Here is a 25341-nt window from a genome sequence, read left to right on the forward strand (position 1 = left end):
GCTTGAAGGCTGGCAGGCAGCCTTCGAAAATCGATCTGAAGCATCCGATCAGGGTTTCTTGGGGAGTTTTTTTTTAAGGTCCTCAACGGACTCATCGCTTCTCTGAAGGATCAGTCGCTGGTTGTCATCGATAATCCACTCCACAACCTCGCCCTGCTTGAACTCGATTGCCTGGGCGACAGCTGAGGGGAAATTAACATACCACTGCTCGCTTGTCTTTCTTTTTATAACCTGTACTTTGGTTGGATATCCCATATCTAGTTGTATAACTAGATATAAAAATCAAAAAAAATAACCGTAAAACCAAATTTACGGCTACTTTTTTTTCTTGACTAGTAAATAGCCAAATTCAAGATGTCAGATGGTAACATCTGACACTAAATAAGGTTTAGAATTGAAATTCTTCAATTCCCGTTTTTGGTCAATGAATTTAGATTTGCTTATAGTCAGATGGTAACATCTGACTACACAACTACAATCAGGAAAGAGAGTTGTCAACTTTCTAGCGCAGAAGCTATTAAAAGTTGACAACTCAAATGTCGTTATTTACTAATCAACAAAAAGGACAAAGCAGCTAATACCGAGCCGATTATCGGGCCAACAATAGGTACCCAGGCATAAGTCCAGTCGCTACTTCCTTTTCCTTTCATTGGGATTAAAAAGTGAATAATCCGGGGTCCCAAATCTCTTGCCGGATTAATAGCATATCCGGTTGTTCCACCTAAAGCCAAACCAATTACCCATACTAAAAATGCTACCGGGATGGCGCCCATGGAGCCTAATCCAATAGGAGTAACCGTCTCTTTAGTACCCATACTGGCATCAGTAAAATAAAAGATCACAAATATTAAAACGAAAGTGCCAATAATTTCTGATATCAGATTTGACGACATATTTCTGATGGCTGGAGCGGTTGCAAAAGGAGCAGCCTTTAAACCTTGATCATCCGTGGCATCGAAATGATCTTTGTAAATAAGCCAAACCAGGAAAGACCCTGTCATTGCGCCAGCCAATTGTGCAATAATATAAAATGGCACCAATGCCCAGCTGAAGCCCTTCCCGATGGCAAGTCCGAGGGTTACAGCTGGATTTAAGTGCGCCCCACTGTACGGCCCGGCAACAACAACCCCTATAAATACGGCAAGTGCCCAAGCGGTTGTAATTACAATCCAACCACTATTGTTGCCTTTAGTACCTTTAAGTACTACATTAGCCACTACACCATTTCCTAAAAGGATCAGTAGTGCAGTACCAATAAATTCTGCGAGATATACATTCATCGTAAAAATTTTAAGCGATTCATAATTAATTCACTATTCAGAAATAGATTAATACTTATTCCGGAATAGAAGACCCTGAACTAAATTCAGGGTGACGACGGCCCTTTGTTAGTCTTCTGAATTTACCCTGGCTGCTTTTATTGCTCTATTCCAGCCCTTTATTCTTTCTGTATTATCAATTCCCTCCTCAGCAACAAAAGTTTTGTTGATTTTCCATTGTGAGCGGATCTGATCTATACTTTTCCAGAAACCAGTGGCTAATCCGGCCAGGTATGCAGCACCAATAGCGGTAACTTCGGTTACATCTGGCCTGATTACTTTACAGTTTAACAGATCGGCCTGAAACTGCATCAATAAATCGTTAGCTGTAGCACCACCATCTACCCTTAATTCGGCAATATTTACGCCTGCATCTGCTTCCATAGCTTTCAAAACATCCATGGTTTGGTAGGCAATACTTTCTAAGGCTGCCCTTGCAATATGCGATTTGTTTGTACCTCGGGTTAATCCTGTTATGGTACCACGGGCATGTTGGTCCCAGTGTGGAGCACCTAAGCCTGCAAAAGCAGGAACAACATAAACCCCATCGGTATCTTTTACTTTTTTAGCTAAGGTTTCTACATCTGCTGATTTAGAGATGAGCCCCATTTCATCGCGAAGCCACTGTACCACAGCGCCACCAATAAAAATACTCCCTTCTAAAGCGTAATTTACCTCACCATTAATCTGCCAGGCAATAGTAGTTAATAGATTATTGGCTGATATTTTTGGCTTCGACCCGATATTCATCAGCATAAAACAGCCAGTGCCATAAGTGTTTTTTACCATCCCGATTTCGGTGCACATTTGCCCGAATAAAGCAGATTGCTGATCGCCGGCTATCCCTGCAATAGGAATTTTTGCGGCCAATATACGTCCTGCGGTTTCGCCATAAACTTCGCTTGATGATTTTACTTCAGGGAGCATGGCTTTTGGTATCGAAAAAAGCTCAAGCAATTCGTCATCCCAGCTTAAGGTGTGGATGTTATAAAGCATCGTTCGTGATGCATTAGTTACATCGGTTACATGTTTTTCGCCTGCTGTTAATTTCCAGATTAACCAGGTGTCGATGGTTCCGAAAGCAAGTTTTCCAGCTTCAGCTTTTTCCCTTGCCCCAGCAACATTTTCTAAGATCCACCTGGCCTTAGTCGCCGAGAAATAAGAGTCTATAATCAGCCCGGTTTTTTCCTGTATTTTATTGGCCAGCCCTTGTGCTTTAATTTCATCGCAATAAGTAGACGTGCGCCTGTCTTGCCAAACAATGGCATTGTAAATCGGTTGTCCTGTTTCTTTATCCCAAACCACGGTAGTTTCGCGCTGATTGGTAATGCCAATAGAATCGATATCGCCTACGGTTAAGCCTGCTTTAACAATCACTTCTGTTACAACCGCCAATTGTGTCGACCAGATTTCCATTGGATCGTGCTCTACCCAGCCGGCTTTGGGATAAATCTGTGTGAATTCTCGTTGTGCAATGGCAACAATTTCGCCATTGTGATTAAAAATAATTGCTCTCGAACTTGTGGTTCCCTGATCGATAGACAAGATGTATTTACTCATAATTAGGAATTTGGTTATTAGCTAAAGCCGATTCGGTTATTTTAGGTGTTGAATGATAAATATAACCATCGGCTAATTTATTAAAAGTTTCGATTTGCTTAATTTCCCAGTTTTTATCAGCAGATAATTCTTTGGCCAGGAGTGAAGCTACCCTGGGTGCCATATCTTTGGCTGCTTGCGCATCAATAAACAGTATCCTTAATCTCCTGCTTAAAATATCTTCTACTGTTTCGGCCATTTCGTTTCGCGCAGACCAAATTACTTCGGCTTCTGTGTAAGGGAATGCAGGATGTAATTTATTGCCAAGACTTGGATCTTGTGCCATTAAAGCTTCAATTTTACTGCGATCCGATCCATAGATAGTCAAATGACTATCTGTAGCAGTGGTTAAACTACCATGTATGCTTAAATTTTGGGTTACGCATGCTTTCGATTCTAAACCAGCATGAGTAATGGCTAAATCAACCGTTTCTTCTGCCATTCGGCGATATGTGGTCCATTTACCACCCGTAATGGTAATCAATCCCTTTGCAGAAACAATAAGTTTATGGTCTCTGCTAATTTCTTTTGTACTATTTCCATCTCCGTTGGTTGGAGCGGCCAAGGGGCGTAAACCTGAGAACACGCTTAAAATGTCTTTTTCCATGGGTTTGCGGTTAAAATAACTCGCCGCTGTACTCATAATAAAATCTACCTCTTCTTTTAATGCCCTGGGTTCTAAACTATGTTCATTTAACGGAGTGTCTGTTGTGCCCACAAGTAAATGTTCGTGCCATGGAACGGCAAACAAAACACGTCCATCAGAGGTTTTCGGTATCATTAATGCCGATTCACTATTTAAAAAGCTTTTGTCTAGCACCACATGCACACCTTGGCTGGGGCGTACCATTTTTTTTGAATTCGGGTTATTCATTTGCAGAATGTCATCCACAAACACACCTGTTGCATTAATTACTATTTTGCCAATATACTTAGCTGTTATCCCGGTTATGGTGTCTTCTGTTTCAATGCCTGTAACTGCGTCGCCACTTTTTAACAAGCCGGTTACCTTTGTATAGTTCAATAATGAGGCGCCGTTTTCAATAGCGGTTTGTGCAATGTTTACCGCTAAACGGGCGTCATCAAACTTTCCATCGTAATACCTGATACTTCCTTTTAATCCCTTTTCTTTAATGCCAGACATCATGGTTAAGGTTTCTTTTTTAGAGAAAAACTTAGATTTGCCGAAGCTATATTTGCCTGCTAACCAATCGTAAAGGGTAAGTCCGGTTAAATATTTTATAACAGAGAACCAATCGTAACAGGGAATCAGAAATTCTTCTTTGTTTACCAGATGCTTTGCGTTTTGTTGTAATAAGCCACGTTCTTTTAAGGCATGTTTAACTAAACCAATATCGCCCTGTGCAAGGTAGCGAACGCCACCATGTACCAGTTTAGTACTCCGGCTAGAAGTTCCTTTGGCAAAATCAGATTGTTCTACCAATAAAGTTTTAAAGCCCCGGCTTGCAGCATCCAATGCGGTGCCCAAACCTGTCGCACCTCCGCCAATAATAATGAAGTCCCAATTTATGTTTTCTGTTAGATGTTGCGGGTGTAATCTTTCCATTTAGATTTATAAAAATAATAAAACGAAACAATACGCAATTATAAGAAATCATAATCGAAATAATATAATATGTGTGTTAAAAATTTATTAAATATTTGCGCAAAATATTTTAAAGAATGTTTTTATTGCTAATTTGCAGCACGCTAATTAAATATACTATGATGAATTTGGCTGAGAGGCACCAGTTTATATTAAGTCGCCTGCAACGTGATCAATACATAAATGTAGTCGATTTATGTAAGGAGTTGAAAGTTTCGTCTGTAACAATAAGAAAGGACTTAAAACTACTTGAAGATAAGAGCCTATTGTTTAGGACCCACGGTGGGGCTACTGTAAACAATCCATATACGGTAGACCGTCCGGTTAACGAGAAAGAGAAAATACAATCTACAGAAAAGAACAAAATAGGTATTGCGGCTGCTGCATTGTTAAATGACAATGATTCTATCGTTATTGCATCAGGTACTACAGTGCTTTATTTTGCCAAGAATATTGCGCCAGCAACAAATTTAACCGTTGTAACTTCTGCATTAAATGTAGCCCTCGAATTAATGCGCGAACCTAGTATTGAAGTAATACAATTGGGCGGATTGCTTAGGAAAAGTTCTTCATCGGTAATGGGTGCTTATGCAGAACAGGTTTTGCAGGATTTTTATTTCAATAAACTATTCCTAGGTGTTGATGGGATTGATCTTGATTTTGGAATAACCACTACAAACGCCATGGAAGCACATTTAAACCGCAAAATGATTGGTGCATCACAAAAAACGATTGTACTTGCCGATTCTACTAAATTTGGGAAAAGAGGCTTTGGAAAGATATGTGGATTAGAAGAAATTGATCATATTATTACCGATAAAGGAATTTCTGAACAAATTGTTAAACATTTAGAGAGTTTAGGTGTTACTGTTACTATCGTATAGCGCATTCCACGCAAACGGTATAATCCAAACATTATAATTTGAACATGGAAAGAAAACGAATACACATTTTAGAGGATGATCAGGAGATCAGAAACGTTATTGAAATTCTATTAAAAGATGAGGGTTTCGAATTACAGCTTTCATCATCATTTGCTGAGTTAAAGAAAAATATCCAGGATGCAATGCCTGATCTTTTTTTACTTGATGTAATGTTACCGGATGGAAACGGGGCAGAAATTTGTGAAGATTTAAAAACTGATATTTTTACTAAACACATCCCAATTATTGTAATGTCTGCACAGAATAATAGCGAACAGAAAGCTATTGATGCATTTGCTGATGATTATATCAGTAAACCATTTGATATTTATGATGTTTTAAACCGCATTAATGTACAGTTGAAAAGAAGTACAGAAAATAGAACAAAAGTTTAATTACATTTAAGCTAAATAAAAAAGGGAAGTCATAAAAATGGCTTCCCTTTTTTATGCTTAACGCATTTCTTAAGGCTGTTTAACATCCTGCGCTTTGTTGAACATAACAAAACGTTTAGAATCTCCTACACGTTGTGGTACGGTAGCGTTAGAAACAATAGCATAATCTTCAGTATTCTTGTTTATAAAAACACCTGCACCAATAATGTTATGGCTTCCAATGATAATATCTTCCTTAACTGCTGAGTTTATACCCAAAAAAGAATTATTTCCAATAGTTACATTCCCCGCTAATATATTACCAGATAATAAAACATTGTTTCCTATAGTAGAATGGTGGCCAATCCTAGCGCCTATTAACATGCAGTTATTACTTATGGTAACAAAAGGCTGTATATCACAACATTGATCGATAAAAGTGTTGTGGCCAAATACCAAATCGGGCCATACATTAGCTTTCGAAGAAATATAATTGGCAAAAGCATAACCAGTTTCACTCACCTTTTTATATACACTTTCCCTAGCACTGTTTCTACCAATGGCAATGTGCATTTTATGGGTTTCTGGAGGGAAATTTTTAAGTACCTGTGCGAAACTTAATATGGGCAATCCCAATAGTGTATTTGCTGTAGGGGATACATAGGCATCATCAACACAAAATGCATCAACATTATAATCGCTGTCATTCATAAATGAATAGCAGATAAATTCAGCCATTTTTCCAGTTCCATAAATAATAACTTTCATAATTCAATCTTGTTTTAGGTTTCTAACGAATTTATGCATAAAACAGGCTTTTAAATCCTTTGAAAGCATACTGTACACATTATGCTAATTTCTGTTCACAGCATGCACAGTTACTTTATTTTTTTCTTTTTGCCCAGTTTTAAAGGGAGATGGCTTTACCTTAATCGCTTTATCTCGATCAATCGCCATACATACCGCTATTAAGGAAAGCTTAATCGCGTTACGCAGAATGTAATTTTTAAGCAATTAACAATGTGTTGTAAAATAGCTTGCACAGAAATGTGCGAAGCATAACTTGATCACGGCCCGGTTAGGGAAAAATATTTGGTTAAGCAGTAAATCTAGGTTTGGAAATTGGCAGTTTTCTTTAAAATTTTATAAAATTCATTTTATGCCCCTTATAAATTGTAGTATTAAATAGCTTTTTTAAATGTTAAAACATTTTCTGATGTTTTTTGAGTTCTACCGATTAAGATCTTGCCAAAAGACAGGCTTTTTTGAGTAAAAATACTAGTAAAATATTATACAAGTTACGCGTTGTAAAATTTACAAATGATGTGCAATTTATGAGCACAGTATTTAAAATACTGTGCATGCTGGTCATATTTTATACAATTTAAATACAACCCTAATCTGTCTATAAAACATTGACACTTAATTGCATAGCTTAGTTCTTAATAAATCGAAACAAAAAACTAAACATTACTTAAGCTATGAAGAAAGTAATATTATTTATCGCAATATATATAAGTATTATCACCGGATGCGCTCCCAGAAGAGATCTTGTATACTTTAGTAACCTGGCTAAACAAACCAGCGAAGTCAAGCTTCAAGGTCAGGAAGTTAAAATTCAGCAAAACGACCTTTTGAGCGTAAGCATAAACAGCTTAAATCAAGAATCGAATGTTTTATTTGCTGTAAACACCCGAAATTCGAATTCTGAAAACAATTATAAAGTAGAAGGTTACCGGGTAAGTAAAGATGGAATGATTAACCTACCAGTTGTAGGTAGCGTTCGGCTGGAAGGCTTAAGTATAGAGCAGGCACAGGCTACCATATCGAAAGAATTGGATAAATATGTTAAAAAACCGGTAGTTGATGTTCAGTTGGTCAATTTTAAAGTAACGGTAATTGGTGAGGTAAACCGACCATCCACCTTTACCGTACAGGGAGATAATATTAACCTCTTAGAAGCACTGGGAATGGCGGGCGATATGACCGTTTATGGCAAAAGAGAGAATATTTTAGTAATCAGGCAACAAGATGGTCAAAGGGTGATGAAAAGACTTAACCTGAACAATCAGGATGTGATGGACTCTCCATTCTTTTATCTGAAACAAAATGACGTGGTATATGTAGAGCCTGATAAATCAAAAGCGATTGAATACAGTCCCAATACACGCATTATGCCAGTGGTAATTGCTTCTATATCAGCAGTTGCAGTATTAATCACAGCTGTTCTTCGTCGATAAACGTCTCTTAAAACATTATATCATGCTTAAACAAAGTACAAATGGTGGCGCAAAAGATTTTGCGGAAACTATGACAAGATTTGCCAGAAACTGGCACTATTTCTTAATCAGTATCATTATTTCTATGGCTTCTGTATATGCTTTTTTATACATTACTCCACCAAAATATAAAGTGAGCAGCACGCTTTTAATCTCTGATGATAAAAATGGTGCAGCAATGTCTAATAGTACCGCTTTTAGTGATCTTAATATGTTTCAAACGGTTAAAACGGTTGATAATGAAATTGAGATCTTACGGTCGAGAGATTTGATTTTTAAAGTATTGAAAAAACTAAATCTAGAAACGACTTACTTTAAAAAAGAGGGGATTAGAGAAAAAGAGCTTTATGGCAAAACATCCCCACTTGTAGTTACCGCTATCAGTTTAAAAAATGGTGCTTACGGAAGAAAAATTAACGTTTCTTATCTGGATGAAATCTCTTACATCATTCAGGATAGCCTAAAAACAAATATTGTAAAGTATGGCGATACCATTAATACTAAAAACTACGCAATTAAAATAGATAAGGGACCAGCATATAAAACCGAATTTGGTAAAATTAGACTTCAGTTTAAAAACTTATATAAAATGACCGAGGCTTATAACCTGGTTTCATTAAAAATAGTTCCGGTTGTTAAAGATGCCAATACCATTACCATTAGTTTGAACGATGTGGTTCCTCAGCGGGGAATTGATATTCTTAACGATCTGATCGAAACTTACAACATCAATAACGTTAATAATAAAAATACCATTGCCCGTAATACCATTAAATTTATCGATAACCGCCTAAAATACCTGGTTGCAGATCTTACAGGTACTGAAGAGGATGTGGAAAACTACAAACAACAAAACCGTGTTACCGATGTTAATATGGATGCGCAGATGAATGCTGCACGCTCAGGAGAGTATAATCAGCTATTGGAAACATCATCAGTGCAACTGAGGTTATTACGTTCAATCGAAAATTATTTCAGAGGCAAACAAAGTCAGTATAACCTTGCCCCAAGTGCAATGGGCTTAAAAGACCCGATTCTGAATTCATTAATTTCAAAATTTAACGATCTTCAATTGGAAAGAAATAGGATGTTACGTACCGCTAATGCAGAAAATCCTTTGGTACTAAACCTTAACGAACAGATAGCAACCTTAAAAACTAATATCTTAGAAAACTTATCTAGTATTAAACAGGGTTTCGTTATTGAAAGAAACAACCTGAGCGCCAACTACTCTCAATTCGATAATAAAATTAAATCTGTACCTACTATTGAGCGTGGCTTATTAGAAAGAAGCCGTGAACAAAGCGTAAAATCGGGTTTATATAAATATTTACTGCAAAAAAGAGAGGAAACTGCTTTATCGCTTTCTGCAACCGTTCCAACCTCACAGGTGGTAGATAAACCAGCTTACAACACTATTCCTAATAGTCCAAAACAACCACTTTTATACCTGTGTGGATTCATTTTTGGCTTTTTTATACCGGCGGGAGTAATTTATGCCAAAGGATTTTTTAACAATAAGGTACAAGATGCCAGCGCTATTGAGTTAACTGGCGCCAAAATGCTTGGCGAACTTTCTCATAATCTGGATAAAAGTACTATCGTTTTTCAAAAAGACAACCGTTCTACCATATCAGAGTTGTTTAGGTACATCAGAATGAATTTAGGACTGATGTCTAACAATATTGAAAATAAGGTAATGTTGGTTACCTCTAGTATGAAAGGAGAGGGTAAAACCTTCTTTAGCGTAAATTTGGCTACTACATTAGGCATGCTTGATAAAAAAGTTGTAGTACTGGAGTTCGATCTAAGGAAACCGGACCTCTTGAATAAAGTTGGTTTAAAACAAACTACTGGTTTAACCGACTATTTAATTGGTGAATCTGTGTTTTTAGAAGATATTATTAAGCCAACGAACGTTTCTGATAATATTTGGGTTATTGGATGCGGTCAATCGTCTGAAAACCCTGCAGAAGTAATGATGAGCCCTAAGATGGATCTATTGTTTGATGAACTGAAAGAGAGGTTCGATTACATCATTATCGATACTTCGCCGGTTGGCCAGGTGGCCGATGCTTTTAGTTTGGCCGAATATGCCGATGTAAGCATTTACCTGGTACGGTATAATTACACCAATAAATACCAGCTCGCCATATTGAAAGACATTTGTGATAACAATAAGCTTAAAAATCCGATGGTTGTTTTTAACGATGCCAAAAGAGAGAAAAGTCAAAAATACAGCTATGGTGGTTATGGGTATGCCATGGCAAACTAAATCTACCTCGTTTTAAAAGAGAATACTAGTACCCTTTACCAAATAAACGTCCCCAAACGATTTAATTGTTTACAAACAATAAGGCCGAGATGCTTAAACTGAGCATCGATTAAGGCATTAACAGCTTGTAAACAACTCTTAATTAGATTGCCCATTTGCCCAAAAAGCAAAATAAGATTTGAAAATAAAATTGTCATGTAAGTGATATAGCGAAGCTGTATCCGGTGAGCAAATAAATTTAGAATAGAGTTTAAATAGGTTAACTGTGTAAAGCGGTTAATTGGTTAATCGGAAATACTAATTACAATTAACCTGTTCCTACAATTTAAACAATTAACCAATAATAGTCATGTAAGTGATATAGCGAAGCTGTATCAAATTACCTAAAAAATAAAATTATAACCTTATCAAAAAATGGAATCTACAATTAACATCAAGCCCTCGTTCGCAAAAAAATGGTTTGTGATTTATACCCGCCCGCGTTGGGAGAAAAAAGTTGACCGTTTGCTGCAAGAGCAAGGTTTCGAATCTTTTTGCCCTGTGCGTAATGTAGAAAATCAATGGGCCGATAGAAAGAAAATAGTTAGTCTTCCGCTTTTTACCGGATATGTGTTTGTGAAAATAGATGAGCGTGAAGGTTACAAAATCAGGTATACACTCGGCGTTTTAAACTTTATTAATTACATGGGCAAGCCTGCAGTAGTTCGGAATAGTGAGATTGAAAAGTTGAAACACATTATGGATACCTACAATGATGTAGATGTGGTGAGTTTAACCGGTGTTTCCAAAGGAGACCGTGTTCGGATCAGTAATGGTCTCTTCCATAATCATGAAGGAGAGGTGATCCAGATTCAAGGTAAGCATGTTTTAATGTCGTTCGATCATTTAGACTGTGCTTTAGTTACCAGAGTGCCAATAAGCAACTTAATATTAACTGTAAATACGCATCAACATTATGTATAACGCTGAAGATAACCTGAAAATGACGGTAATTGGCCTTGGCTACGTTGGCTTACCGTTGGCAGTAGAGTTTGCAAAAAAATATAAGGTATTTGGCTTTGATATTAACCAGAGCAGGATAGCAGAGTTAAAAGCTGGATACGACAATACATTGGAAGTTAATGAATCTGAATTGAATGAGGTTTTAACTTTCGAATGCACAACTTTAAAAGGCCTGTACTGTACCAATGAAATCGAAAAATTACGCAGCTCGTCGGTTTACATTGTTACAGTACCAACGCCTGTTGATAAAAACAACAGACCAGATTTAACACCTTTAATTAAAGCGAGTGCAGTTGTGGCTAAAGTTTTAAAGAAAGGAGATATAGTGGTTTATGAATCAACTGTATATCCTGGTGTAACTGAAGACGAATGTGTACCCATTTTAGAAAAAGGATCTGGTTTGGTTTTCAATAAAGATTTTTTTGCTGGTTATTCGCCAGAGCGTATTAATCCTGGGGATAAACAACATACCGTTGCCAATATCTTAAAAATCACCTCAGGTTCTACTCCCGAAGCTGCCGAAAAAATAGATGCACTGTACCGTTCGGTAATTACTGCAGGAACTTATAAAGCTTCGTCTATTAAAGTGGCCGAAGCTGCTAAAGTAATTGAAAATGCCCAGCGCGATATCAATATTGCTTTTGTAAACGAACTAGCCATGATTTTTAACCAGATCGGTATCGATACTGCTGAGGTTTTAGCAGCAGCCGGAACCAAATGGAATTTCCTGAATTTTAAACCAGGTTTGGTTGGCGGACATTGTATTGGTGTAGATCCTTATTATTTGGCTCAAAAAGCACAGGAAGCTGGTTATCACCCTGAAATTATTTTAGCCGGACGACGTGTAAACGACGGAATGGGTAAATATGTGGCTGATCAGGTCATCAAAAAAATGATCGCTAAAAACATCCACATTGTTGGTGCAGAAGTGCTGGTGCTTGGCTTTACCTTTAAAGAAAACTGTCCTGATGTACGCAATACTAAAGTAATTGATATTGTAAGGCGGTTAGAAGAATACAAAGTTAAAGTAACCATTCACGATCCCTGGGCAAATGCCGACCAGGCTAAGCATAACTATGGTATTATCTGCGAAAATGGTTCATCAAAAACCAGAAAGTACGATGGAATTATACTGGCAGTAGCGCACGAGGCTTTTAATAATTTAAATATCACAGCGTTGCGTAAACCGGAATGTGTGGTGTACGATATAAAAGCCGTATTGCCACAATCAATAGAAACGGTTCGATTGTAAGATCATGGGTTTAACATATAAAGCGCGATCGGGCATTATATGGTCGATTGGACAGCAGTTTAGTGTTAAATTCATAAACCTGTTCGTTACCGTCATATTGGCCCGCTTATTAAGTCCTGCAGAATTCGGCTTAATTGCAATGCTCTCTATTTTTATTGCTGTTGGTAATTCGCTGATGGATAGCGGCTTAACATCGTCACTCATCCGGACAAGAACTGCAGGGCAAAAGGATTTTTCTACTATATTTTTTTTTAACCTGTTCGGAAGCATCATTGTATATGGTGTTTTGTTCTTTTCAGCACCGCTGATTGCTGGTTTTTACAGACAGCCCTTGCTTACCAATATTGTTAGGGTTTACGGGGTAACTTTTTTAATTAATGCCTTTTTCAGTATTCAGAGTACTTTATTAACTAAGGAAATGAAATTTAAACTGCAAACAGTGCTTCAGATACCTGCAGTAATATTGGGCGGTTGTTTAGGTATTTACCTGGCAAAAAACGGTTATGGAACCTGGAGTTTGGTTTGGATGAGTTTGCTTAGTGCAAGTATTTCTACCGCATTACATTGGTTTTACTCAGATTGGCGGCCACGACTGATTTTTAATAAAAAAAGCTTTAAGAAGCACTTTCATTTTGGCTATAAGATGACGCTTTCTGGCTTGCTGGATACCATTTATCAAAATTTATACACCGTAATTATAGGTCGCTTTTACGCTGCATCGCAATTGGGGTTTTATGCCAGGGCAGATAGTTTAAGCCAGTTGCCCATTGGGATTATTTCTACAGCAATTAGTAAAGTAACCTATCCGATGTTTTCGAACATCAGCAATGATGATGTAAAGCTTAAAATGGTTTACCGAAGGTTAATGCAGCAGGTGTTATTCTGGAACGCACCCATACTGATTTTTTTAGCACTTATTGCTCAACCTTTAATCTCCTTGCTTTTAACCGATAAATGGCTTCCTTCTGTACCTTATTTTCAGATTTTATGTATTGCGGGTATTCTATATCCGTTACATGCATACAACCTGAACATTTTAAAAGTTAAGGGCCAGAGCGGGCAGTTTTTAAGATTAGAAATTATAAAAAAGGTGCTTAGTGTAATCGGAATTATCTGTGTAATTCCATTTGGTATCATGGGGCTGCTGTATTTTCAGCTCTTCTTTACCGTTTTTGCCTATTATATCAATTCAACATATAGTGGCAAATTAATCAATTATCCACTTAAAGAACAGCTTAAAGATATTACACCTATTTTAATGTTATCTAGCCTATTAGGTGTAGCATGTTATTGCCTTGATACTTGGTGCTTAGTACATTACAATATCAATAATATTTTTCGAATTATTGGCATAAGCATAATCTATGGCAGTTTTTACCTCGGCATAAGTAGCAGCATCAAACTGGCTGCACTCGTTGATTTTAAACAATTAATCCTCAAACAATGATACCTGTAACTAAACCCTTTTTGCCAAAACAGGCAGAATTTAAAAGCTATGTAAGTAGCATTTGGGCCAGACAGTGGCTCACCAATAATGGTCCCTTAGTAAATGAGTTAGAGTTAAAGTTACAGCAATACTTAGCTCTACCACATTTGTTATATGTAACCAATGGTACTATTGCATTACAGCTGGCTATACAGGCCCTAGAAGTGAAAGGTGAAATTATTACCACACCGTTTTCTTTCGTGGCTACCACCAGCAGTATTGTTTGGCAAGGTTGCAAACCTGTTTTTGTTGATATAGATGAAGATACCCTTAACATAGATCCCAATAAAATTGAAGCAGCCATTACACCTAATACCTCGGCAATTTTAGCTACTCATGTTTTTGGAAATCCTTGTGATATTGAAGCGATAGACCGTATTGCAAAAAAACATGGATTAAAGGTAATTTATGATGCCGCCCATTGTTTTGGTACGAAATATAAAGGTAAATCGATATTCGCTTATGGCGATGTAAGTACAACCAGCTTCCATGCCACTAAACTATTTCATACCATTGAAGGTGGGGCTGTTTTCACTCAAAATCCTGAAACTTTAAAGAGAATGGCGCTGATGCGTAATTTCGGTTATAGCGGGGTAGATACCTTTTCAGAGATCGGAACCAATGCTAAAAATTCCGAATTTCATGCTGCAATGGGGCTTTGTAACCTAAAACATATCGATCAGATTTTAAGTAAACGCAAAGAGCTATCACAGCATTACGAAATGCGCCTGAATAAAATTGAGGCCCAGTTTCAGGTTATCCAGGCCAATACGGAATTTAATTATGCATATTATCCCGTAATATTCAGATCTGAAGAAATTATGCTCGATTGCATGAAACAGTTAGAACTGGTTCAGGTGTATTGCAGACGATACTTTTATCCATCATTATCGGCTTTGCCCTATATCGATAAGGTACATATGCCGATCTGCGATTCTATTTCTAAACGCATTATGTGTTTGCCACTTTACCACACCTTAACCAGTGCCGATCAGGATTTAGTGGTCAGGATTATTTTGAGAACTCATAACTACCGCAAAAAACAAGTGCTTAAACTCGCCGATTATGGTACCATGGTTAATGGCAGTATAGGCATGGCAGTTAATGGCAATTAATAGCAGCTTCTATTATGAAACAAGACGATACAGGTATAATGGTTAGCATTTTTTGCATCACTTATAACCACAGTAAATTTATTGCGAAAGCGCTGGATGGATTTCTGATGCAGAAATGCAATTTTAATACAGAAATTATCATTGGCGATGATTGTTCTACTGATGGAACCACAGAGATTATTGATGAATATGTTGCCAAACATCCTGATAAAATTAAACGTTTAAAAGCGCCAAAGAATATCGGTGCTACCCAAAACGTAATTCGGGTTGCGCTAGAAACTAAAGGTAAATACGTAGCCACATGCGATGGTGATGACTATTGGTTAGACCCATATAAACTGCAGAAACAGGTGAATTTTTTGGAAAATAATCCTGATTATGTAATGTGCTGCCACTATACCCGTGAAATTAATTTTGATGATACTGAATTGATTTACATGAATTTTAGCCCTGTTCCTTTAGAGTATAGCTTTAACGACTTGATTGTAAATAAACAGGCCGAAACATGTACTGCAACTATTGTTTATCGAAATATTGATGCCATTAGAAATCTTTATAAAAACGACTGGCTTTTAAAATGTAATGCCTGCGATAAGTTATTGAAACTTTATTGCACCTGGGTAACAGGTAAAAAAGTATACGTTTTGCCAGAAGTAATGAGCTGTTACAGGCGTCATGCTGGTGGTGTATGGAGTCCGGTATCTTATGTTCCTTTAAAGAAAATGCAACTAAGCGATTTCTATATCATTATTAAGATTTTTACTTATACCGGTTTGCAGAAAGCTAAGCTTTTGTACTTCTACTTTAAGAAATATTTCTTCTTCGAAGTGAAATATAAAACATTCAGAAATGCTTTCCAGACCATTAAAACGATTATAAACTAATTCGAAATGGCTACTAAATTATGCTTCGTAATCAACAGTTTAGAAGGCGGTGGTGCTGAGCGTGTAATTAGCAATCTGGCTAACCATTTTAGCGGTAAAGATTGCAGTGTTACAATGATTTGTCTTAACACAGCAGAAGTTAGGTATGAAATAAATAAAAAAGTTAAAATCATAAATCTGGTTGAGCGGAAAGATCATCAAAATTTTTTCAATAGACTCAGTTATGCTTATTTAACTTTTTACCGGTTACTCTCTGTATTAAAAAAAGAAAAGCCAGTTTGTACCATTTGTTTTATGACATCTGCAAACATTTGGGCTGGTTTATGTTGTGTGATTTTAGGTTTGCCCTACCTGGTTTCTGAAAGAACAGCACCGGTTTATACCTTACATCAATACAATAAATTGTTGCAGTGGATTGTATTTCATATTTATAGAAAATCAAAAGCCATTGTACTGCCTGCATTTGAGATGTTTAAAGGGTTTAAAAGAATTAAACAGTTCGAAACCCTGCACAATTTTAAAACCATCCACAATCCTATCCATCAGTTTTCACATTTAAATACAGACGCTGTTCACAACAAACGATTTATACTCTCTGTTGGAAGATTATGTTACGAAAAAGGTTTCGACAACCTTATCGATGCCTATAGTAAACTGGAATTACCTGATGTTGATCTTTTAATCTCAGGAGAAGGGCCGGATAGAGCAAGTCTCGAAAAACGGATAGCCAATTTAAATCTAAAAGATAAAGTAAAGCTAATTGGTTTTAAATCTAACCTGCAGGATTATTATGCACAGGCTGAGGTTTTTGTGCTTTCTTCCAGGAGCGAAGGTTATCCTAATGCACTAGTTGAAGCAATGGGAATGGGCTGTGCCTGTGTGGCAATGGACTGTGAGTTTGGTCCTTCAGAAATTATCAAACATGGAATTAACGGACTTCTGGTTGCTAAAGAAGATGTAGTAGGACTTTCATTATCTATTGATAAAATACTTAATAACAGTAATTTAAAAAATAAATTTTCAGCAAAAGCAAAATCGATCAACGAAACAAATTCTATTGAGCGCATTTCTGCCAATTGGGAGCAACTCATCATGTCATGATTAAAAAAATAATGTTTCTCTTTTTGTTGTTTGCCTATGTTTATGCAACAACATTCAACATCTTCATGACTGGAGTTTTCAGGATTCCGGCACCAATAGTTTTCCTGGCGCCGTTAATCTATTTCTACCGCACAGAAGAAACAGGCTTTCTGTATGGCAGAGAATTATTTGTTTTCTTTATCGCTGCACTATTTTTTTACCTCATAGGTCAGGCAGATGTTACCAGTTTTTTTGCCCTATTAATTGTTGCGGCCTGTTTTGCTTTATTGTTCAACTACGTTATCGGTACGAATTTAAAACGGATGAACATCGCAGTCGGATTTTTCTTTGGTTTATTGTTGCTTTCTGGAATCATCATGTTTATTGATCACCAGTACAATATGGCGGCCATTCGTTCGCTTTTGGTGCAGGAAGACGTATTGCAGGCACCAGCAGGTATATCGACCACTATTTTTACTTTCGGCTACCAAATGGCTGCTTTAACACCATTTCTAGTTATTAACGCCGTACTATTCAAAAGAAGCTGGCTAATTAACCTTCTCTTATTTGGATTATCGCTCTCTCTTATTTTCTTCGGTATGCAAAGATCAGTTTTGGTAGCTTTTGCAGTTGTAACCGGATTATTTTTCTTAAGCTATTATAAAGCCAAATCAATTTTAATATTCGGTGCGTTTTGCGCCATATTTTTTATCGCACAAAGTTCAATTGAACAATTTTCTGAAGGTAAAAAGCAACAGAATATTTTAAATAAAAGCACTGAAAATGCGAAAGGTAAAGAAGAACGCGGCGATTTAATGGGAGAAAACATCCAGATTATAACCGAGTATCCTTTTGGATTATTGTTTTACGGAAAAACTTGGAATGATGTAGTACAGCATAATTTTGTTTATAAAAAGGGACCTATCGTAATTACCTCTCATAATGCCTATTTAATGTTTATTACTTATTTGGGTCCTCTGCTGGGCTTTATTTTACTTGTTTTGTTATATCGAAAAATAGGGAAGATTATCTTTTATGCCTTTTTACATATCAAAGATAAGAAAAATGCGCTCCTCGTCTGTTTAAGCTGTTCTTTTCTGGCTATATCCATCAACTCATTTTTTCATAACGAATGGCTTCTGGCTACAAGTGGTCCTACCTTGTTCCTCTACTTTGCCATTTTACAACTTTCCAAAATCAAAACGGAAGATCCCATTCTGGTTGAATACAACTAGCAGCTGCAGGTTATTAAATTCTCACAATTAAATTGACGAATATGAACATTCCATTTTCACCACCGTTTATCGATCAATCTGTGGTTGATCAGGTATTAGATACCCTTAATAATAAGTGGATCACCACTGGGCCTAAAGTGAAAGCCCTTGAGCAAGAAATTAAAAGTATCACAGGAACAAAAGAAGTGGTCTGTGTAAACTCGTGGACATCTGGCGCTATTTTAATGTTAAAGTGGTTTGGCGTTAAAGCAGGAGATGAAGTTATTATCCCAGCTTATACTTACAGTGCTACAGCTTTAGCGGTTCTTCATTGTGGCGCCATGCCCGTTATGGTTGATATACTGGATGATTTTAACATCGATCCGGATAAGGTAAAGGCTGCAATTACGACTAAAACAAAAGCCATAATTGCAGTAGATATTGCAGGTTGGCCATGTGATTATACAGCTTTAAAAGAGCTTATTACCGATCCAAAAGTGCAGAGAAAGTTTAGGTACGAATCCGAAAAACAATCACTACTAAAAAGAATCTTGTTAATTTCTGATGCAGCCCATTCGATTGGAAGTTTATTTAATGATAAACCAGCTGCTCAAGAATGTGATGTGACTATATTTTCTTTTCATGCAGTTAAAAATATTACCACTGCAGAAGGTGGTGCAATATGCTTAAATCTTCCATATCCGTTTGATTCAGAAGCAGAATACAGTTACTTGAAAATGTATACGCTTAATGGACAAAATAAAGATGCACTTTCCAAATCGAGAGGCGGAGGCTGGCGTTACGATATTTTATTCCAGGGATTAAAAATCAATATGCCAGATATATGTGCTGCTATTGGTCTTGCGCAGATCAGAAAGTATAATCACGAACTTTTGCCGCAAAGGAAAAAAATTGCCCTTCAATATTGCGACGGCTTTCAGCACGAGGATTGGTTTATTGCCCCACCTTTGGTGAGTATACAGAGAGAATCGTGCTATCATCTCTTTCCCATGCGGGTTAAGGGCTTAACTGAAGAGCAAAGAGATCAGGTTATTGATGACCTGGCATCGTTGGGTATTGCAAGCAATGTTCACTTCATTCCAATGCCAATGCTTACCCTATTCAAAAACCTGGGCTATAAAATTGAAGATTACCCAATGGCCTATCAGAACTATGCAAACGAAATTTCACTTCCAATCTACCCACAATTAACGGAAACAGAGGTAGAGTTCATTATCAATTCGGTGATCAGCTGTGTTAATATACAATTGAATAACCGCATTAAAACTATAGAAGAAACTTTTATTGTACATAAACAAATGGCAGTAGCATCATGAAAAAGAATAAAAAAAGAGTGTTCGATGTGGTGCTCGCAAGCTTATGCCTAATCCTTTTTAGCCCACTTTTAATCCTAATTGCGATTTTGGTTAAACTCGATTCTAAGGGGCCTATCATCTTTAAACAGATCAGGGTTGGACGGAATATGAAGGATTTTCATTTGGCAAAGTTTCGAACCATGTATGTAACACAGAGTAACAACAGTTTACTCACCATCGGGAACAGAGATAACCGCATTACCAGGATAGGGTATTGGTTAAGGAAATACAAGTTAGATGAACTGCCCCAACTATTGAATGTTTTAAAAGGGCAGATGAGCTTTGTTGGACCAAGACCAGAAGTCAGAAAATACGTAAATCTCTATAGCGAAGAACAACGTTATGTTTTATCAGTTAAGCCTGGTATTACTGATTGGGCTTCAGTTGAATTTTGTAACGAAAATGAGCTCCTCAAACATGCCGAAAATCCTGAAACGTATTACATCGAACGCATTATTCCTGCGAAAATAAAACAAAATATGAGGTATATCAAACAGAACGATATCCTTACCGATTTCAAAATCATTTGGTTAACGATTAACAGAATTGTCATCAACTAAAACAATATGTACACGCCTCAAAAAACTATTAAAGAAGAAGTTAAGCTTAAAAAGAAAGTTTTCTTTGTACTCAGTTCGTTAACTTCAGGCGGCTCAGAACGGGTGTTCTGGAATTTGGCTCAGGGATTTAACAAAGATAAGTTTGATGTGACCATTGTGATTTTAGATTCGACTGTGAATTGTTTCTCGATGGATCTGGAAGGTGTCCGTTTTATCGATTTAAAAACCAAAAAAGCATCTAAATCTTTTTTTGCGCTTTATAACTTGCTAAAAAAAGAAGAACCTTATGCGGTTTTTTCCACTACAGATCACATCAATATTTTAGTCTCACTGGTAGGACGGTTTTTAAAAATCCCGATGCTTATTGCAAGGGCTTCCAATATTCCGCACGAACAAAGGTTGTTTGAAGGATTTAAGTCGAGGTTTTACGAACTTTTTGCCAGTGCAAGTTACAGGGGTTACAAACAGATCGTTTGCCAATCAGAAGAAATGAAAAAATCATTGATTGATACTTATAATGTTAATCAAGAAATTATAAAGGTGATTGCCAATCCGGTATTGAAAACCAATAAGTTAAAAGTGATTAAAACGCCTGATAAAATTTATAAATTATTGGTTGTTGCACGTTTTGCACTAGAAAAAGGCTTAGAAAGGCTGGTCGATATTATGGCGCATTTGCCCGAAAATTATCACCTCGATTTTGTGGGAACAGGCGTTCTAAAGGAGCAGATTAACGCCAAAATTAAGAACCTTCGGCTCGATCACAGACTTAAAATTTTAGGGGAAATTAAAAACATCCACGAAGTAATGGTTCAGTACGATTTAATGGTGCTGAGTTCTTATACCGAAGGTTTCCCAAATGTGGTTTTAGAAGCGCTTACCATAGGCTTGCCAGTTGTAACCTTTAAGGTGAGCGGAATCCCAGGATTAATTATCGATGGCTTTAACGGTTTTGTTTTAGAACAGGATGATTTGGCAGGCTTTAGGCGGCGAATTATCCAGGCCTGCACGCAAGGCCAATGGAACCCGGCTGAGATTAGAAGAAATGTATATCAGAAATGTGCGCTGGATAAAATCAGCGCTGAATATGAAGAATTAATCAGTTAACAATCTAAATATTATCGCTATGTGTGGAATATACGGCACAACCATACCTTACTCCAACGGAACTATCCGTGAGAAAATGGCAAGAATCAGTTTTCGGGGGCCAGATTATACAGGCGTTCAACGTTACGATCAGGTTATTTTTGCACACAACAGATTGGCCATTATCGATCTGGATGCCCGCTCCAACCAACCGTTTTCGTATATGCACCTCCATATTGTTTTTAATGGAGAAATATACAATTACAAAGACATTAGAAAAGATCTGGAACGGAAAAACTACCAGTTTAACACAAGCTCTGATACTGAAGTAATATGCGCAGCATATTTGGAATATGGAGCCAATTGCTTAACCCGTTTTAACGGGATGTTTGCTTTTGTAATTTATGATACCCATAAGAACGAACTGTTTGGAGCCAGAGACCGCTTTGGTAAAAAACCTTTTTATTATGCACATGATCATCTGTCGTTCGAATTTGCAAGTCAACCCTCACAAATCAATATAGAGAGGAATCTAAGTGTTAACGAAGAAGCCATTAGTCAATATTTAATTTGGGGTTATGTGCCAGAGCCTCAGTCTATTTATGCAGAGGTTAAACAATTGCCTGCAGCCAGCTATTTTAAATACGATCTTAAATCTCATAAGCTTAAAATTACCGAATACTGGACTTTGGATTATGGTTGGAAGAACAAATTTGAAGGTAGTTATGAAGAAGCTAAAGAAGCTTTAGCACTCATTTTGGCAGATGCGGTTAAAATCAGGATGAATGCTGATGTACCATTGGGTGTATTTTTATCTGGTGGTATAGATTCATCGTTAATTGCAGCTTTGGCCACAAAAGAAATCGACCATGTTAAAACATTCTCTATAAAATTTAACGAGAAAGGTTTCGATGAAAGTGCTTACGCCAATCAGGTTGCTAAACACTTAGGAACCGACCATTATACGATTGAATGTAATTACAATGATGGCATTGAGTTAATTGAAAACTTTAATCATTTTTATGATGAACCTTTTGCCGATTCGAGCGCTATACCCACCATGTTACTTAGTAAAAATACCAGGAAACATGTAACTGTTGCGCTAAGTGGTGATGCCGGCGACGAAGCTTTTTTAGGTTATCACCGTTACAAGTGGATTAAACAGGTAAACAGTCTGTTTTATGCGCCTCACGGTGTTAGAAAAGCATTGGCAGGCTTAATTAACCAATCGCCAAGTTATCGCCATAAACTGATTGCCATGGGCATTTCTATGGAAGATATAGAAAAATTATATGTAAAGATGTTTGGCAACATGGAAAACTCGTGGGTAAAACAGCCCGATCTGGCCAAGTACAACCCATTGATGCATATTTTAACTAATCCAGCTAAACCTTTGTTAGAACGTATTTCTGATTTTGATATTAAAACCTATCTAAATGGAGATATCAATACGAAGGTAGACCGCGCATCGATGGCCTTTTCGCTTGAATCGCGCGCTCCTTTAATGGATTATCGGGTAATGGAGTTTTCGAGAAGCTTGCCCACAGCATTTAAATATACCAACGGAAACCAAAAAAGGATATTAAAGGATTTATTGTTCGATCGTGTTCCTGCGCACATGTTCGATCGGCCAAAAGCTGGCTTTACCATGCCATTTCAACACTGGTTCAGGAATGAATTAAAAGATTATGTGATGGATAACCTATCAGTCGAAAACCTGAAAAACATCCCTGGCATTCATTTGAAAAGAACACAAGAGATTATTAATGAGCATATGACCGGAAAGTGGAACAGGTATCCACAGATATGGAAATTGCTGGTGCTCTCTCAATGGTTAATTAAAAATAAATCGACGGAAAATAAAGTTTCATTAGTAGCATAATAAGATGAATGCAACAGTTAACCTCTTTAATAAAATATTCACAGCCGATAAATGGAACATTGGTTTTGTTTATCAAACGCCTGAAGAGCTGATTAGTTCCAAAAAGCTTGGCGCAGCTATAAACTGGTTACAAGAAGATACCGTCGATTATGCAGCTGATCCTTTCGTGGTGAGTGTAAATAATGCACCAAGGATTTATTACGAAGAACTGGATTTTTGGAAAGGGAAGGGTGAGATTATGATGATTGATGGATTCGACTTCAAAAACAAGAAGAAAGTGCAGGGCATTAAGCCAGATGCAATCCATTTATCTTATCCCTATCTTATTGAAGAGAATGGTTGTTTATACTGCATTCCGGAAACATCAGAAGCAAAAGAAATAACACTTTATCAGGTAGATCAGGAGCATCCAAACCAGTTAACCAAAATAAAAGTGCTGGTTAGCGGAAAAGCTTTTGTAGATAGTTCTATTATTTATCATGAAAATAAATACTGGCTTTTTACCAGTGTATCCGGAGATCACGATCACCTGTACATTTATCATTCAAAAACTTTAGATGGCCAATACACTGGGCATTATCAGAACCCAATTCCTGCAGAAAAAGAATTTTGCAGGGCTGCAGGGAGTTTATTTAAAGTTGACAAATTGCTGTATCGACCAACACAAAACCCCATTAACCGTTACGGAGGCTCAATTATCATTAACGAAATTGAAACACTTAACGAAAAAGAATATAAAACTGCCAACAAATTCGAATTATTACCAGATAAACCTTACAGCAAAGGACTCCACAACATCAGTTTCGCCAATAACATTATTGTAATAGATGGCAAGCGGAAAGTATTGAGCTTGATGATGCCACTAAAAAAAATTGTTCGAAATTTTAAAAAAAGATAATTCACCTTTCGAAATGAACACACCAGCACAAAGAATGATTTTCATTTCGTTAACCGATGCCCCCAACGGTGCTGAAAATGTGCTGCTGATGATGGCAACTGCCGTTAACGGCGAAATGTACTTTTTAAAGAAACATGCTTTTACAGGACTTAAAATTTCTGAAGGCATTTCCAAAAGATACTTGTCTAAAAAAGCAATTTTTTGGGGTTTTGTAAAACTGATACCACTACTCCGAAAATATAGAGAGGATGATGTGTTAATGAGCACGCATCCGTACCTAAATGCTTTTTTAGGCTTTTTAAAACGGATTGGTTACCTCAGATCGAAATTAATTGTACGCGAATGCACATCTGTTTTTACCCGTTTTACCGGAATTAAAAAACGCATTTATAAGGTCATTTACCGCATGGGTTATCCTGCTGTAGATTTAGTGGTTTGCCAAACCGCGTTAATGAAAATACAGCTGCTCGATCACAATAGATTTTTATCGAAACAGAATGTATTGGTTCAACCCAATCCCATCGATTTCAATAAGATCATTGCTAAATCTGGTCAGCCTTTAATTAATGGCGATGCCAAACTAGATTTTATCTGCTCAGCAGGGAGGTTGATCCCTGAAAAGGGATTTTCGGTTTTGATCAAAGCTTTTAAACTAATTCAGCATGAGCACCCCAAATTAAAATTGCTCGTACTGGGGGAGGGAAAAGAAAGAGCATCATTAATCAATATTATTCAGGAGAATAATTTAAGCGATTCCGTTTTTCTAAAAGGACAGATAGATAATCCGGCTCCTTATTTTAAACAAGCTAAACTTTGCGTGGTATCATCTATAAAAGAAGGTTTCCCGAATGTGCTGTTAGAAATGATGTCGGTAAATAACGCAGTAGTATCTACACTTTGCGCAGGGGGTATCAGCGAAATTCCTGCTATTGCCAAAGTTGAAGTAAACAATGTAGAAGCCCTTGCCGAAGCGATGGGCAGAAAATTAAAGCAAAACCAACACCAAAGTTCTGAAATTGCGATGCAGTATTTGTATAGCCGAAGGCCAGAAATATTCGCTCAATCTATTTTAAACGCTTTGAAGCACCAAAGTTAGTCCAAAATTTAAACCAACCATTACCGCATTTATAA

Annotated in this window: 22 protein-coding genes; 17 read left to right on the forward strand and 5 right to left on the reverse strand. The window is 37.1% G+C overall.

The window, feature by feature from the left end:
- Nucleotides 1-48: 48 nt before the first annotated feature.
- The 4 genes from EYS08_RS09390 to EYS08_RS09405 all read right to left on the reverse strand — a co-directional run bounded on the left by EYS08_RS09390 (nucleotide 49) and on the right by EYS08_RS09405 (nucleotide 4485).
- Nucleotides 49-255, reverse strand: a complete 207-nt coding sequence (locus tag EYS08_RS09390) for a hypothetical protein (RefSeq protein ID WP_066759258.1) — start codon at nucleotides 253-255, stop codon at nucleotides 49-51.
- Between the two features lie 287 nt (nucleotides 256-542).
- On the reverse strand, nucleotides 543-1280 hold the full coding sequence (locus EYS08_RS09395) for an MIP/aquaporin family protein (RefSeq protein ID WP_131029791.1): 738 nt from the start codon (nucleotides 1278-1280) through the stop codon (nucleotides 543-545).
- A 108-nt stretch (nucleotides 1281-1388) separates the two neighbouring features.
- Complete coding sequence (glpK, locus tag EYS08_RS09400) at nucleotides 1389-2879, reverse strand: glycerol kinase GlpK (RefSeq protein ID WP_131029792.1); 1491 nt, start codon at nucleotides 2877-2879, stop codon at nucleotides 1389-1391.
- The gene (locus tag EYS08_RS09405) at nucleotides 2872-4485 is read right to left on the reverse strand and encodes a glycerol-3-phosphate dehydrogenase/oxidase (protein ID WP_131029793.1); all 1614 of its coding nucleotides are present in this window, start codon (nucleotides 4483-4485) and stop codon (nucleotides 2872-2874) included. The genes glpK and EYS08_RS09405 overlap by 8 nt, the downstream gene beginning before the upstream one ends.
- Nucleotides 4486-4643: 158 nt before the next feature.
- On the opposite strand from EYS08_RS09405, the gene EYS08_RS09410 reads away from it, so the two are divergent.
- Together EYS08_RS09410 and EYS08_RS09415 are read left to right on the forward strand one after the other, a co-directional pair.
- Complete coding sequence (locus tag EYS08_RS09410) at nucleotides 4644-5408, forward strand: DeoR/GlpR family DNA-binding transcription regulator (protein ID WP_131029794.1); 765 nt, start codon at nucleotides 4644-4646, stop codon at nucleotides 5406-5408.
- A gap of 44 nt (nucleotides 5409-5452) precedes the next feature.
- Nucleotides 5453-5842 carry a response regulator transcription factor gene (locus EYS08_RS09415; protein ID WP_131029795.1) on the forward strand — a complete coding sequence of 130 codons (390 nt, stop codon included), beginning with the start codon at nucleotides 5453-5455 and terminating at the stop codon, nucleotides 5840-5842.
- Nucleotides 5843-5911: 69 nt separating this feature from the next.
- Here EYS08_RS09415 and EYS08_RS09420 read toward each other — a convergent pair whose 3' ends face one another.
- Nucleotides 5912-6589 (reverse strand): acetyltransferase, encoded by a 678-nt coding sequence (locus EYS08_RS09420; RefSeq protein ID WP_131029796.1) that lies wholly within the window; start codon nucleotides 6587-6589, stop codon nucleotides 5912-5914.
- 713 nt (nucleotides 6590-7302) lie between these two features.
- Between EYS08_RS09420 and EYS08_RS09425 the strand changes: the two genes are divergently transcribed.
- From EYS08_RS09425 to EYS08_RS09495, 15 genes are all read left to right on the forward strand, one after another.
- Nucleotides 7303-8061: a polysaccharide biosynthesis/export family protein gene (locus tag EYS08_RS09425; protein WP_131029797.1), complete on the forward strand. Its 759-nt coding sequence runs from the start codon at nucleotides 7303-7305 to the stop codon at nucleotides 8059-8061.
- 22 nt (nucleotides 8062-8083) lie between these two features.
- Nucleotides 8084-10375, forward strand: coding sequence for a GumC family protein (locus EYS08_RS09430; protein ID WP_131029798.1), 2292 nt, complete (start codon nucleotides 8084-8086; stop codon nucleotides 10373-10375).
- 414 nt (nucleotides 10376-10789) lie between these two features.
- Nucleotides 10790-11338, forward strand: a complete 549-nt coding sequence (locus EYS08_RS09435; protein WP_131029799.1) for a UpxY family transcription antiterminator — start codon at nucleotides 10790-10792, stop codon at nucleotides 11336-11338.
- Nucleotides 11331-12629 carry a nucleotide sugar dehydrogenase gene (locus EYS08_RS09440; protein ID WP_131029800.1) on the forward strand — a complete coding sequence of 433 codons (1299 nt, stop codon included), beginning with the start codon at nucleotides 11331-11333 and terminating at the stop codon, nucleotides 12627-12629. Before EYS08_RS09435 ends, EYS08_RS09440 begins: the two co-directional genes overlap by 8 nt.
- 4 nt (nucleotides 12630-12633) lie before the next feature.
- The gene (locus tag EYS08_RS09445) at nucleotides 12634-14076 is read left to right on the forward strand and encodes a lipopolysaccharide biosynthesis protein (RefSeq protein ID WP_131029801.1); all 1443 of its coding nucleotides are present in this window, start codon (nucleotides 12634-12636) and stop codon (nucleotides 14074-14076) included.
- On the forward strand, nucleotides 14073-15230 hold the full coding sequence (locus EYS08_RS09450) for a DegT/DnrJ/EryC1/StrS family aminotransferase (protein WP_131029802.1): 1158 nt from the start codon (nucleotides 14073-14075) through the stop codon (nucleotides 15228-15230). The genes EYS08_RS09445 and EYS08_RS09450 overlap by 4 nt, the downstream gene beginning before the upstream one ends.
- Nucleotides 15231-15244: 14 nt before the next feature.
- Nucleotides 15245-16114, forward strand: coding sequence for a glycosyltransferase (locus tag EYS08_RS09455; protein ID WP_131029803.1), 870 nt, complete (start codon nucleotides 15245-15247; stop codon nucleotides 16112-16114).
- 6 nt (nucleotides 16115-16120) lie between these two features.
- Nucleotides 16121-17215 carry a glycosyltransferase family 4 protein gene (locus tag EYS08_RS09460; RefSeq protein WP_131029804.1) on the forward strand — a complete coding sequence of 365 codons (1095 nt, stop codon included), beginning with the start codon at nucleotides 16121-16123 and terminating at the stop codon, nucleotides 17213-17215.
- Complete coding sequence (locus EYS08_RS09465; protein ID WP_131029805.1) at nucleotides 17212-18429, forward strand: O-antigen ligase family protein; 1218 nt, start codon at nucleotides 17212-17214, stop codon at nucleotides 18427-18429. The genes EYS08_RS09460 and EYS08_RS09465 overlap by 4 nt, the downstream gene beginning before the upstream one ends.
- Nucleotides 18430-18470: 41 nt before the next feature.
- Nucleotides 18471-19745 (forward strand): DegT/DnrJ/EryC1/StrS family aminotransferase, encoded by a 1275-nt coding sequence (locus EYS08_RS09470; protein ID WP_131029806.1) that lies wholly within the window; start codon nucleotides 18471-18473, stop codon nucleotides 19743-19745.
- Complete coding sequence (locus tag EYS08_RS09475; protein WP_131029807.1) at nucleotides 19742-20344, forward strand: sugar transferase; 603 nt, start codon at nucleotides 19742-19744, stop codon at nucleotides 20342-20344. The genes EYS08_RS09470 and EYS08_RS09475 overlap by 4 nt, the downstream gene beginning before the upstream one ends.
- A 6-nt stretch (nucleotides 20345-20350) precedes the next feature.
- Entirely contained in the window at nucleotides 20351-21451 is a 1101-nt protein-coding gene (locus EYS08_RS09480) for a glycosyltransferase (RefSeq protein ID WP_131029808.1), read from the forward strand.
- Nucleotides 21452-21470: 19 nt separating this feature from the next.
- The gene (gene asnB, locus EYS08_RS09485) at nucleotides 21471-23312 is read left to right on the forward strand and encodes an asparagine synthase (glutamine-hydrolyzing) (protein WP_131029809.1); all 1842 of its coding nucleotides are present in this window, start codon (nucleotides 21471-21473) and stop codon (nucleotides 23310-23312) included.
- A gap of 4 nt (nucleotides 23313-23316) precedes the next feature.
- Complete coding sequence (locus EYS08_RS09490; protein ID WP_131029810.1) at nucleotides 23317-24210, forward strand: glucosamine inositolphosphorylceramide transferase family protein; 894 nt, start codon at nucleotides 23317-23319, stop codon at nucleotides 24208-24210.
- Nucleotides 24185-25306, forward strand: coding sequence for a glycosyltransferase (locus EYS08_RS09495; RefSeq protein WP_131029811.1), 1122 nt, complete (start codon nucleotides 24185-24187; stop codon nucleotides 25304-25306). The genes EYS08_RS09490 and EYS08_RS09495 overlap by 26 nt, the downstream gene beginning before the upstream one ends.
- Nucleotides 25307-25341: the final 35 nt, after the last annotated feature.

It is taken from the genome of Pedobacter kyonggii, assembly GCF_004310665.1.
Classification (GTDB): Bacteria; Bacteroidota; Bacteroidia; order Sphingobacteriales; family Sphingobacteriaceae; genus Pedobacter; species Pedobacter kyonggii.